The organism is Methyloparacoccus murrellii (assembly GCF_054657115.1).
Map to the genome: position 1 here is coordinate 90594 of NZ_BAAHXD010000005.1, position 12893 is coordinate 103486.

General features: G+C 62.7%; 7 protein-coding genes, 1 tRNA gene and 1 CRISPR repeat array. Of the genes, 7 read left to right on the plus strand and 1 reads right to left on the minus strand.

Features of this window, described 5'->3' with window-relative positions; all coding sequences use genetic code 11:
- Nucleotides 1-111: 111 nt before the first annotated feature.
- From cas1f to cas6f, 6 genes are read left to right on the plus strand one after another with little or no spacing between them, the layout of a single operon-like run.
- The gene (gene cas1f / locus ACYQ1H_RS02545) at nt 112-1125 is read left to right on the plus strand and encodes a type I-F CRISPR-associated endonuclease Cas1f (protein WP_460026485.1); all 1014 of its coding nucleotides are present in this window, start codon (nt 112-114) and stop codon (nt 1123-1125) included.
- Nucleotides 1122-4409, plus strand: coding sequence for a type I-F CRISPR-associated helicase Cas3f (gene cas3f, locus ACYQ1H_RS02550; protein ID WP_460026486.1), 3288 nt, complete (start codon nt 1122-1124; stop codon nt 4407-4409). Before cas1f ends, cas3f begins: the two co-directional genes overlap by 4 nt.
- A gap of 19 nt (nt 4410-4428) precedes the next feature.
- Entirely contained in the window at nt 4429-5760 is a 1332-nt protein-coding gene (csy1, locus tag ACYQ1H_RS02555; protein WP_460026487.1) for a type I-F CRISPR-associated protein Csy1, read from the plus strand.
- Complete coding sequence (gene csy2, locus ACYQ1H_RS02560) at nt 5753-6736, plus strand: type I-F CRISPR-associated protein Csy2 (RefSeq protein ID WP_460026488.1); 984 nt, start codon at nt 5753-5755, stop codon at nt 6734-6736. Before csy1 ends, csy2 begins: the two co-directional genes overlap by 8 nt.
- Nucleotides 6737-6741: 5 nt before the next feature.
- A complete protein-coding gene (csy3, locus tag ACYQ1H_RS02565; protein WP_460026489.1) occupies nt 6742-7776 on the plus strand; it encodes a type I-F CRISPR-associated protein Csy3 in 1035 nt (344 codons plus the stop codon).
- Nucleotides 7777-7779: 3 nt separating this feature from the next.
- Nucleotides 7780-8343 carry a type I-F CRISPR-associated endoribonuclease Cas6/Csy4 gene (gene cas6f, locus ACYQ1H_RS02570; protein ID WP_460026490.1) on the plus strand — a complete coding sequence of 188 codons (564 nt, stop codon included), beginning with the start codon at nt 7780-7782 and terminating at the stop codon, nt 8341-8343.
- 129 nt (nt 8344-8472) lie between these two features.
- A CRISPR array of direct repeats spans nt 8473-11032; the repeat unit is 28 nt; unit sequence GTTCACTGCCGCACAGGCAGCTCAGAAA.
- 163 nt (nt 11033-11195) lie between these two features.
- Here cas6f and ACYQ1H_RS02575 read toward each other — a convergent pair.
- A tRNA-Thr gene (locus ACYQ1H_RS02575) sits at nt 11196-11271 on the minus strand.
- Between the two features lie 349 nt (nt 11272-11620).
- Between ACYQ1H_RS02575 and ACYQ1H_RS02580 the strand changes: the two genes are divergently transcribed.
- Nucleotides 11621-12893: PAS domain S-box protein (locus ACYQ1H_RS02580; protein WP_460026491.1), on the plus strand; the 1273-nt coding region annotated here is incomplete at its 3' end.

Consider the following 12893-nt stretch of genomic DNA (forward strand, 5'->3'; position numbering starts at 1 on the left):
GTGCCCGGGTGGGGCGGATTGACTTCGGCGAACCGAAAGGATGGTGGGTCAAAAGTAAATCAGCGTTTCCTTCAGCTGTCATGAAGTTGAAGGCGGCATGCGTCAAGTAATATGATCGAGGTGATCCAGTGTCTTCTCATATCTGCGATGCATAAGCTAACCCCCTCGGACCTAAAAACCATCCTGCACTCAAAGCGGGCAAATATTTATTATCTGGAGCACTGTCGTGTTTTGGTGAATGGTGGGCGAGTGGAATATTTGACCGAGGAGGGCAATCGTTCGCTCTATTGGAATATCCCGATTGCCAACACCACTTGTGTCTTGATGGGGACCGGCACCTCCATCACCCAGGCAGCCATGCGTGAGCTGGCGAAGTCCGGGGTTCTGGTCGGGTTCAGTGGTGATGGTGGCACGCCTCTGTTCAGTGCCACTGAGCGAGATACCGATATCGTGTGGTTTCTACCCCAAAGTGAGTACCGCCCCACTGAATATCTCCAGGCCTGGGTTGGCTTCTGGTTTGACGAGACTGCACGGCTTGCCGCTGCCAAGGTTATTCAGAACACTCGTATCGCCTTTCTGCGCAAGCACTGGCTAAGGGAACGTGGGTTTGTGGAAAGTGGCTTTGCGATCTCTCCCGCCCAGCTGGAGTCGATGCTCCTTGGCGCCACTGAGACCATCATGGGCGCCACCGATGTAAATTCGCTGCTGACAGCCGAGGCGCGGTTGACCAAACAACTGTTCAAGCTTGCCGCGCGAGCGGTTGATTACGGCGAATTCATGCGCGCCAAGCGTGGCACCGGCACTGATCCGGCCAATCGTTTTCTCGATCATGGCAATTACCTGGCCTATGGACTTGGCGCCACCGCAACCTGGGTTCTTGGCCTGCCTCACGGGCTGGCGGTCTTGCATGGCAAAACCCGCCGCGGTGGGTTAGTGTTCGACGCCGCGGATTTGGTCAAGGACGCGCTGATCATGCCACAAGCCTTTCTTTCTGCGGCACAAGGGGATGATGAACAGGCGTTTCGTAAGGCTGCTATCGACATGCTGACACGCGCCGAAGCACTGGACCTGATCATCGACACGTTGAAGCAAATCGCGCTGACCACGGAATCCGGTAGGCCATGAACATACTGCTTATCTCGGAGTGCACGAAAAATGCGCTGACCGAGACACGCCGTATCCTTGATCAATTTGCCGAACGCCGGGGCGAGCGTACCTGGCAAACCGCCATCACCCAGCAAGGCCTCGACACCCTGCGTCGCCTGCTGCGCCAGCACGCCCGCAAGAATACCGCCGTCGCCTGCCACTGGATACGCGGCAAGGATCACAGTGAACTGCTCTGGATCGTCGGCGACACCCGGCGATTCAACGAACGTGGCGCGGTGCCCACCAACATCACCCGTCGCGACATCCTGCGCAGCCAGGATGAAAACGACTGGCACAGCGCCGAAACCATCCGCCTGCTCGCCAGCCTTGCCGCGCTGTTCCACGACTTCGGCAAAGCCAGCGTGGCGTTTCAGGCCAAGCTCAAAAGCACCAAGCCGCTGGCCGACGCCTACCGCCATGAGTGGGTTTCGTTGCGGCTGTTTGAGGCCTTTGTCTCGGGTGACAGCGACGATGCCTGGCTGGCTCGTCTCGCCCAGCTACCGGAAAACGCCAGCGAGGATTGCCTGGCCCGACTGGTCCGCGATGGCCTCCACAACGGGCGTCCATTCAGTCCCTTCCGCTCGCTACGTAGCCTGGCGCAGATCACCGGCTGGCTGATCGTGAGCCATCACCGCCTGCCAACGCCGGAAACCTTGAACGAACAGCGCGGCTTGCAGGCCTTGCCGCAAGGCATCGAAAGCCACTGGTGCGGGCAACGGCTTGAAAGCTGCCAGCAAGACATCGCTGCCTGCTGGACATTCGATCGCGGCCTGCCTTTCGCCAGCCAGCACTGGCAAAAACACGCCGCCAAAGTCGCCAGTACGCTTCAGCAACACCTTGCCCGCCAGCCACTACCCGCCACCCCGTCGCCCTACCTGCTGCACCTCTCGCGCCTGGCGCTGATGCTGGCCGATCACTACTACTCCAGCGAAGACAGCCACAAACGCTACGGCGACAAGGTCGGCAAGGGCAAAGCCCTCTACGCCAATACCGACCGCAAGACCGGCCAACTCAAGCAACGTCTCGATGAGCACCTGATCGGCGTCGAGGTCAACGCCAGCCGCATTGTCCGCGCCCTTCCGCGCCTGGCCGATCAGCTGCCCCGCCTCGTTCATCGAGGCTTCCGCCAGCGCGCCATCCCGGCCTTTGCCTGGCAGAACCGGGCCTGGGAGCTATCCGAAGGCCTACGCAACCGATCGCATGAACAGGGGTTTTTCGGCGTCAACCTGGCCTCCACCGGTTGTGGCAAGACCCTCGCCAATGGCCGCATTCTCTATGGCCTCGCCGACCCCCGGCGCGGCGCCCGCTTTACCATCGCCCTCGGTCTGCGCACTCTCACCCTGCAAACCGGCGACGCTTACCGCCACCGTCTGGCGCTGGGCGATGACGAGATGGCGGTGATGGTCGGTGGCGCCGCCGTGCGCGAGTTACATGAACATAAGAAGGCTGTCAGCCAGGGCGAGGCCAGCGGCAGCGAATCCGCCGATGCTCTCGTCCCCGAATACAGTCCCGTGCTTTTTGAGGGTGCGATCGAGGATGGCCCGCTCAATCGCTGGCTGAAGCAGAGCCCGGCGGCCACCACGTTGATCAACGCGCCGCTGCTCGTCTGCACCATCGATCACCTGATGCCTGCCTGCCAGGGCACACGCGGCGGCCATCAGATACCGCCCATGCTGCGGCTCATGACCAGCGATCTGGTGCTCGACGAGCCGGACGATTTCGGCATCGACGATTTGCCTGCCCTCAGCCGCCTCGTCCACTGGGTCGGCCTGCTCGGCAGCCGCGTACTGCTCTCCTCCGCCACCCTGCCGCCGGCCCTGGTCGAAGGGCTGTTCGAGGCCTACCGCGCCGGACGGGCGGAATTCGTCCAGCATCGGGGTCAATCCCACCGATCGGCCCCCATCTGCTGTGCCTGGTTTGACGAATTCGGCGCGGAAGCCTCCGAGCATGGCGAAACCGGCAGCTACCGTGCCGCGCATGCCAGCTTCGTCGGCAAACGCCTGACCCACCTGGGCAACGCCCCGGTGCGTCGCAATGCCGACATTCTGCCGCTGTCCATCACCCGCGCCAGCCGTGAACGCGTCTGCGCCGATCTCGCCGAGGCCCTGCAACCCGCCATCACCCGCCTGCATGCCGACAACCATCAAACCGACCCGGTCAGCGGCAAGCGCGTCAGCATCGGCCTCATCCGCATGGCCAACATCGATCCTCTGGTCCTGGTCGCCCGCAGCCTGCTTGCCCGGGGCGCGCCCGCCGGCCAGCGCATTCATCTGTGCGCCTATCATTCGCGCCACCCACTGCTGGTGCGCTCGGCCATCGAACAGCGCCTGGATCGCCTGCTCACGCGCCACGATCCGGCGCTACTGTTTGCTGATGCCGAACTGCGCCAGCCACTCGACCGGCACCCGGAGCCGGACCAGATTTTCATCGTTCTGGCGACGGCGGTCGCCGAAGTCGGGCGGGATCACGACTATGACTGGGCCATCGTCGAGCCTTCGTCGATGCGCTCCATCATCCAGATTGCTGGCCGCATCCGCCGCCACCGGCCCGAGGCCTACGCGCAAACCAACCTGCTGCTGCTCGACACCAACATCAAGCACCTGGTCGACGGCCCCGGCAAACCCGCCTTCCTGCGCCCCGGCTTCGAACACCTGGCGGACAAAGGCTTTCAACTCCGCCGCCACCACCTCAGCGCAGCCTTGAGCCCGGAGCAACTCGCCCGTATCGACGCCGCCAGCCGCATCCGCGAACGCGCCGAACCGCACCCGCAAGACAATCTCGTCGACCTCGAACATGCCCGCCTGCGGAACCTGATGCAAGGCGCAACCGAAGGCCAGCGGCAACTCGAATCTGCTGTCCCGCTCTGGTGGCAAACCCCGGCCCACCTCACCGGCTACCTGCAAAAGCAGCAGCCCTTCCGCCACGAGCCGCTCGGCCGGCAACGCTATGCCCTGCTGCCGGACGAGGACGGCGCGATCCGCTTCTATCGCATCGAGGACCCGTTCGAAGGCGGGATGACCGCGGTCGACCACCTGTTACACCCCATGTCCATCACCCCCGCCGACGGCATCAGCCTCTGGGGTGATTCCGACTACGCCAGCGCCCTCCAGCGCCTGGCCGAACACATGAACCTCGACCCCGCCGACTGCGCCCGCCGCTACGGCACGCTGGAACTGCCCTGCAAGGGTTTCGAGGAGGGACAGGGGATCCCGGAAGAGTGGGCCTACCACCACGCACTCGGCTTCAGCCGTTTTCACGAATGATTTTTACCGGAGGCCATGAATGACCGATAACAACGCACTGGCGCCGCCGCCATCCACAGCCGACATCAAAGCCGTCATCACCCAATTCCTCGCCGAGCGCCTCCAGCCCAAGCTGGACAAGGTCGCTGAAGATGACAGCGAGCAACACGAGCGGTTGCGCGCAGCCCATGCGCCGAACACCTGGATTGCCGATGCCGCACGACGAGTCGGGCAGATTCAACAGGTGACCCACGCCATCAAATACACCCATCCGGATGCACGCGGCTCCAGCCTCTATTCGACAGGCAACCCGCATGCCGCTGACACTGAGGTCGGCACGCATACGCTGGGCATGGACCTCGCTGCCGATGTCGTCGGCAATGCAGCGGCGCTGGATGTGTATAAATTCCTCAATCTGCGCCTGGGTGAGCGCAGCCTTCTGGATCTGGCCGTTGCCGGTGAACCCGCGCTGGCGGACGCATTTTCGGATAATCCCGAGGAAGCCAAGGCCTGGATGACTGCATTTGCCACGCTGCCAGATGCCAAGAGCGAAACGGCGTCGCACAAGCTCACCAGGCAGGTGTACTGGCCGCTGGGCGACGGCAATTACCATCTGCTGGCCCCCCTCTTTCCGACGTCACTGGTGCATGGCTTGTGGAAAACCGTCCGCGAACACCGTTTTTCCGATGCAGCCAAGGCGGCCCGCGAAGCCAGGAAAGCCGGGGTCGCCCACCCACACGGCTTCCATGAATATCCGGAACTGGCCATCCGAAGCTTCGGCGGCACCAAGCCGCAGAACATCAGCCAACTGAACAGCGAGCGTTATGGCGAGAACTACCTCCTCCCCGCCCTGCCACCCACCTGGCAATCGCCCGCCATCCGCCCGCCTTTTGCGGTCGGCAGCGTGTTTGACCGCACTTTCGGCAACCGGCCACGGGTGCGGGAACGGGTGCGCACCCTGCGCGCCTTCCTCGAACGCGTTGCCCATTACAACAACATCCAAATCCGCGACAAGCGTGCCGAGCTGACCGCCGACCTCTGCGACGAGGCTCTGCTCTACGCGGCCGAACTGCGCGATGCCGTGGAGAGCGGCGAACTGACGGCAGGCTGGACGCAGGACGCCCGCTGCCAGCTCAACCGCGCCGAACAGCTCTGGCTCGACCCGCTACGCCGCCATCTCGATGCCGACTTCGCCCGTGACTATCAACGCGACGAATGGCCGGATGACATCTGCCGCCGTTTCGGCAACTGGCTCAACGCCCGCCTGACGACCGACAAGCTACCGATGAGCGCAGTCGAAGCCGACCACTGGCGCGTCGTACTGGAAAAAGAAATGCGCCTCTTGCGCCGGGAGCTTGCCGACCATGAATGACATCAGCGGACTCATCCTGCTCCCGCGCCTGCGGGTGCAAAACGCCAACGCCATTTCCGGGCCCTTGAGCTGGGGCTTTCCTTCCCCCACCGCCTTTACCGGCTTTGTCCATGCGCTGGAACGCAAGCTGACGGATCAGCTATCCGAGGGCTTTGCCGGGGTAGGCATCGTCTGCCACCACTTCGAGCCGCAGGTATCGCAACCGGCGGGCTGTCGCCACCGTGTTTTCTGCCTGAGCCGCAATCCGGCCGGCAGGGATGGCGGCGCGCCGGCCACCGTGGAAGAAGGCCGCGCCCACCTGGAAATCAGCCTGCTGATTGCCGTGCGCGACTACTTTGCCGACAATGAAGGCCAATACTTGGCCGAAGACCTGCAACACGCCGCCTACGGCATGCGTCTGGCCGGCGGCAGCCCGCTGTATCGCCCCGGCAAGCGCCACGAAGCGAGCTGGCACCCTCTCGCTGGCAATCTCGACGCCGACATTGACGTCTTCCGCAAACTCCGCCGCCGGTTGCTACCCGGCTTTGCCCTGGTGCAGCGCGACGACCTGCTCCAGGCCCATCTGGCGGACATGCGGCAAACCGACCCCGCCAGCACCGCGCTGGATGCGCTGCTCGACCTGTCCCGACTCAACTTCGAGCCGGCCAGCGAGCCGAACAGTACCGGGAAAGTCACGTGGGAAATCCGCAAGAAGCCGGGCTGGCTGGTGCCGCTGCCCGTCGGCTATGCCGGCATTTCGCCGCTTTACGCCCCCGGCGAGGTCGCCAACAGTCGTGATGATGGCACGCCTTTCCGTTTTGTCGAAAGCCTCTATTCCCTCGGCGAATGGGTCAGCCCGCACCGGCTGGACACCCTCGAGCAACTGCTGTGGACGCATGAAGCCGACCCCGACGCAGGGCTGTACCGCTGCCGCAACCGCCACGCCGAATTCATGGCCGACCACTTCACCGAATCCCAAGCATCCACCCAGGAGTAACCATCATGGCCAACAACGACCTCAAGACCGCCTCCGTCCTCGCCTTTGAACGCAAGCTTGATCCTTCCGACGCGCTTTTCAGCGCCGGCAAATGGGATGACCGCAACCAGGGCGAAACCTGGGCCAATGTGACCGTTCGAGAAAAATCAGTCCGAGGAACAATCTCGCACCGCAAAGCAGGACAGGGAGCAGGTGCAGCCAAGCTCTCCGGCGAAATCGAGTCACCCAATCCACAAACCATCGACACCGCCACCCTGCCCAATAGTGCCGACACCCTGCGCGCCCGCTTCACCCTGCGCGTGCTGGGCGGCGCGGGCACGCCCTCGGCCTGCAATAACGCCGCTTATCAGGCCAAGCTGCAAGCCACGGTGCAGGACTACGTGAACACTACCGGCTTTGCCGAGCTTGCCCGCCGCTACGCCACCAACCTCGCCAATGGGCGTTTTCTCTGGCGCAACCGCATGGGTGCCGAGCAGATTGAAATCCAGGTGCGCCAACTGGCCCAAGGTGTAGCCACGCAGTGCTGGCAATTCGACGCACTGAGCTTTTCGCTGCGCCATTTGGACACGAGTAGTCCCGAACTCGACGCGCTGGCCCAGGCCATCGAACATGGCCTCAGCGGCCAATCGCACACGCTGCTGGAAGTCATCGCCTATGCCCGCATCGGCGATGGCCAGGAGGTTTACCCCTCGCAGGAATTGATTCTCGACAAGGGCGACAAGAAAGGGCAGAAGAGCAAGACGCTCTACAAGGTCGGCAATGTCGCCGCCCTGCACAGCCAGAAAATCGGCAATGCCCTGCGCACCATCGACACCTGGTATCCCAGGGGAGAAGCCGACGAGGACCTCGGCCCGATTGCCGTCGAGCCCTACGGTTCCGTCACCTCGCAAGGCAAGGCCTACCGTCAGCCCAGGGACAAGGCCGATTTCTACAACCTGCTGGATGCCTGGGTGCTAAAAGGCAAGGCTCCGGAAATCGGCGACCGGCATTTCGTGATGGCGACGCTGATTCGCGGCGGCGTCTTCGGCGAGAAGGACTGAGGCATGGACGCCTATATCGATCTCCAACTGCTGCCTGACCCGGAATTTCCCGCCCCGATGCTGAGGAATGCGCTTTTCGCCAAGCTGCACCGCGCCCTGGTCAGCCACGGCCAGGGTCGCATCGGCATCAGCTTTCCCCAGGTCGGAAAGAAAGCCGGGGACCTCGGCGACTGCCTGCGCCTGCACGGACAGGCCAGCGATCTGGAAACGCTGATGGCCAGCGGCTGGCTGCAAGGCATGCGTGACCACCTCACCACCTTCGCCATCCGGCCGGTGCCGGAGGGGACACAGCACCGCGTCGTTCGCCGCGTCCAGGCGCAAAGCAGCCCGGAGCGGTTGCGCCGGCGCCTGATGCGTCGCAAGGGCCTCGCCGCCGATGAAGCCAGGGCCGCCATTCCGGACAGCGCCGCGGAACGTCTGAACCTGCCCTGGCTGGACATCGGCAGCCAGAGCACCCGGCAGACATTCCGGCTGTTCATCGAACACCTGCCGCCACAGGCAACACCGAGCCCGGGGACCTTCAGCGCCTATGGTCTCAGTAACCAGGCCAGCATCCCCTGGTTCTGAACCCATTTTTCAGGGAGAGCTCCTATCCAATGAAAATCAATGGCTTGGCCGGCATGCCAAAAAAAGGTCCGCTTGCCGAAATGACAGGCTTTTCTTTAAAAATTAGATAAATACGCCCACTGAAATCTCGTTCACTGCCGCACAGGCAGCTCAGAAAAGCAAAAAAGTCCGCCGACCGTGGCCGGCGGGGTTCACTGCCGCACAGGCAGCTCAGAAAATCCTCGCCGGCGGACAATCGGGCCTGCTCCCTGTTCACTGCCGCACAGGCAGCTCAGAAACGCGAATGTCCGGGCTCGACCAAAACAACGTGGTTCACTGCCGCACAGGCAGCTCAGAAATGTTGACATGCCCACATGGAACCATCGCCGGCGTTCACTGCCGCACAGGCAGCTCAGAAAATCCGGCGCCCGGAACACGCCGGCGATGGTTCGTTCACTGCCGCACAGGCAGCTCAGAAAGATTGACGCTCCAGCCGCAGCGCATCGCAGATGTTCACTGCCGCACAGGCAGCTCAGAAACAGCGATTTCACGGTGCCGCTGTGCGGCCAGGCGTTCACTGCCGCACAGGCAGCTCAGAAAGCCTGGGCAATCGACAGCGCGGCGTCCCCATCGTTCACTGCCGCACAGGCAGCTCAGAAATGACACAGCTGCTGGAGGCCCGCCAGACGGCGGTTCACTGCCGCACAGGCAGCTCAGAAATCGAACCCGCACGCCTGCACTGACAGTTTGTGGTTCACTGCCGCACAGGCAGCTCAGAAAAGAGCGTGGCGGACATGCTGCAGGCGCTGGGGGTTCACTGCCGCACAGGCAGCTCAGAAATCATCGAATACCCTCGGCGTGAACCGACACGCGTTCACTGCCGCACAGGCAGCTCAGAAAGCTCGGTGATGGTCTGCGCCTCCTCCACCCAAGTTCACTGCCGCACAGGCAGCTCAGAAATTGTAACTGCGGGGCCGCGAGCGTTTCACCGCGTTCACTGCCGCACAGGCAGCTCAGAAAAGAGGCCGCATGCGTTATCGATTGAACCTGGAGTTCACTGCCGCACAGGCAGCTCAGAAAGGCGACGGTTACGGCGGTAGCGGCGGCTACGGGTTCACTGCCGCACAGGCAGCTCAGAAAGGCCTGCCGCGTCCAGCTCATCCTGTAGCGCCGTTCACTGCCGCACAGGCAGCTCAGAAAAAATCGTTGCTGCTGGGGCCGCAGTCGACCATGTTCACTGCCGCACAGGCAGCTCAGAAAATTGCGTCCTGCTGAGTGCGCACCGTGTCGAACGTTCACTGCCGCACAGGCAGCTCAGAAATTCTGTGCATCGTCCAGTTTCCACGCCTGCTCGTTCACTGCCGCACAGGCAGCTCAGAAATGCTGAAAACAGCTGGCATCGGCGATACCAATGTTCACTGCCGCACAGGCAGCTCAGAAATTCGCGTCGAAAGCGCTCAGAGCACACAGGACGTTCACTGCCGCACAGGCAGCTCAGAAAGCTGGACGGAGGTGCCGTGAACACCTGCATCACGTTCACTGCCGCACAGGCAGCTCAGAAAAGATTGGCCAAGGTCAGCCAAACGGCGATTCATGTTCACTGCCGCACAGGCAGCTCAGAAAATCTCCGGCATCAAGCATGGCTACCGCTGGACGTTCACTGCCGCACAGGCAGCTCAGAAATGATCGACATGACGCCGCAGGAGTTGCAAACCGTTCACTGCCGCACAGGCAGCTCAGAAAACTGGTGATGCCTTGCACGGCGGTTGCCTCGTTGTTCACTGCCGCACAGGCAGCTCAGAAACGCCTGAAGGCGCTGGCGCAGAGCGTCAACACGTTCACTGCCGCACAGGCAGCTCAGAAAAGGTGGTCAACAACTGGATGCGCCGCGGGAATGTTCACTGCCGCACAGGCAGCTCAGAAAAAGAGCCTGACCAACAGCTTGAAAGAAAGACCCGTTCACTGCCGCACAGGCAGCTCAGAAAAGTTGTGCGATGAGCGCATCGTCGCGCTCGACGTTCACTGCCGCACAGGCAGCTCAGAAAATGCGCCGACGCTTTGGCAGACGCGGTCGATCGTTCACTGCCGCACAGGCAGCTCAGAAAGATAGACCGGCTGAACAGCGCCGGTTGCTCGATGTTCACTGCCGCACAGGCAGCTCAGAAAATTGATCGCCAGCCGGAAGCACAGCTGCCATTCGTTCACTGCCGCACAGGCAGCTCAGAAATATGACGAATTCTCCACCATCCTCGTGGCTACGTTCACTGCCGCACAGGCAGCTCAGAAATCGCTGAAATCACCGCCTACGATCCCGGCACGGTTCACTGCCGCACAGGCAGCTCAGAAAGAGCAACAAATGGCCGTCATCGAAGCAAAGAGGTTCACTGCCGCACAGGCAGCTCAGAAAAAATGCGCCGAGGCGCAAGCCTTGCGCAAAGCGTTCACTGCCGCACAGGCAGCTCAGAAAAACTCGACCGGCGACAGCGCGACCGAGTAACTGTTCACTGCCGCACAGGCAGCTCAGAAACACGGCGAAGCCGGGCACTTCTCCGCGCGAAACGTTCACTGCCGCACAGGCAGCTCAGAAATACACCCGCGACGGCCGCCCGGCCATGCTGCACGTTCACTGCCGCACAGGCAGCTCAGAAAAAATTCGCCTTTGCCCGCCGGCTGGGGGTCCATGTTCACTGCCGCACAGGCAGCTCAGAAACGTCTACCCAGCGCAGATCGTGCGCGGGGTCGTGTCGGCGCCGGTTGCGGCTGATCCCGAAGCGGAACACGCAGCCGGATTTGTTCCATGGACAACCACGGAACGCCAGCGCCTTGAACGGCCCGGGTTCGGGGACTTTGGTGGAACGCCCCGGAAGGGGGCATGGAGCCGGCGAAAGGATTCGAACCCTCGACCCGCGCATTACAAGTGCGCCGCTCTACCAACTGAGCTACGCCGGCCAGGCGGATGGCGGATACTGGTCCGCATGTATGTGCGATGACGGCATGTCCCCGGTCGCTGCCGGCCCGGCGAGTCATCGCCTGGTCGTGCGGGGGCATCCGCGAGCAGATGGACCAACCTGATGTGAGATCAACTCCCTTGATCCGTATCCCGCTGAAATCGCCTTATTGCTGAGAAAGAGGTATTTCTGCGATACATCAGGCTGGCCCGGGTACCTTACCAGATGTCGTCATGGCATTGCAAAGGCTGCCCGGCCGGATGGCCGCATGCGGCGCGGTGTCTGGCTAGGCATAATGGCGCCGGTGGCGGACGCCACGCATCGCGAAACCACATCCGGGGGTGCGCCCTATGTCCATCAGCCTGAACAGCCTGCTGTCTTCCTCGGGGCTCATGCCGCATGGCATGTGCCTGATGTGGAAGCCGGAACTGCTGATCCTGCATGTCGTGTCGGATACCCTGATCGCGCTGTCCTACTTCTCCATCCCCTTTGCGCTGGCGTTCTTCGTTTCCAAGCGCAAGGATCTGGAATACCGCTGGATGTTCAATCTGTTCGCGGCGTTCATCCTCGCTTGCGGCACCTCGCACGTGTTCGACGTCTGGACGCTGTGGCGCCCGGATTACCTGGCTCAGGGCCTGGTCAAGGCCGCGACGGCCCTCATCTCGTTGGCCAGCGCGATTCTGCTCTGGCCGGTGTTGAGGCAGGCCCTGCAGCTGCCGAGTCCCCGTCAGCTGGCGCTCATCAACGACGATCTGAGCCGCGAAATCGCGATGCGCCGCATGACCGTCTCCCTGCTGGAGGCGGAGGCCCACGAGCGGCGTCAGCTGGAAGCCCGTCTGCGTCGCAACGAGGCGCGCCTCAAGACCGTCCTCGATACGGCCGTCGAGGGCATCCTTACCGTCAACGAGCAGGGCGTGGTGGACATGTGCAATCGGGCGGCGGCCCGGATGTTCGGTTATCGGCCGGGCGAGCTGGCCGGCCTGCAGGCGCAGGTGTTGATGCGGATCGACGATCAGCCCCTGGAGCCCGTGTTGCTGGCGCAGCTGTCGCGCAGGCGCCACCTGCTGGAGCGCCCGGTCGCGTATTTCGGCTGCAAGCGGAATGGCGACCGCTTCCCGCTGGAAATTTCCGTCGGCGTGTTTCAGGATGGCAGGCAGCATTACACCTGCATCGTGCGGGATATCTCTGAGCGCATCGCCACCGAGGCGATCATGCGCGACAAGGAGGCCCGCCTGAAGCAGCAGCAGGGCGAACTGCGGCACATGCAGCGGCTCAGCACCGTCGGCGAGCTGGCCGCCATGATGGCGCATGAAATCAATCAGCCGCTGGGGGCCATCGTCAATTATCTGGGGGGTGTCCGGTTGCGGTTCGGCCAGCTGCTGCAGGAGCATCCGGGCCTTGCCGATACGCTGGAGGAAGCCGTCCGGCTGGCGCAGCGGACCTCGGCCATGGTGCAGGGCATCCGCAATCTGGTGAAGCCGCGCGAGGCCGATCGCGAAAACCTTAGCCTCGGCTGGCTGATCACCGAAACGCTCACCTTGCTCAAGCCGGAGCTCGACCGGCGGCATATCGCGCTGGTCGATCGCCTGCCGGCCTACTTGCCGCCCGTCGAAGGGCAGCGCA

Coding starts and splice junctions, on each gene's coding strand:
- csy3 (WP_460026489.1), top strand. CDS start 6,742: ATGGCCAACAACGACCTCAAGACCGCCTCCGTCCTCGCCTTTGAACGC.
- cas6f (WP_460026490.1), top strand. CDS start 7,780: ATGGACGCCTATATCGATCTCCAACTGCTGCCTGACCCGGAATTTCCC.
- csy2 (WP_460026488.1), top strand. CDS start 5,753: ATGAATGACATCAGCGGACTCATCCTGCTCCCGCGCCTGCGGGTGCAA.
- csy1 (WP_460026487.1), top strand. CDS start 4,429: ATGACCGATAACAACGCACTGGCGCCGCCGCCATCCACAGCCGACATC.
- cas1f (WP_460026485.1), top strand. CDS start 112: ATGATCGAGGTGATCCAGTGTCTTCTCATATCTGCGATGCATAAGCTA.
- cas3f (WP_460026486.1), top strand. CDS start 1,122: ATGAACATACTGCTTATCTCGGAGTGCACGAAAAATGCGCTGACCGAG.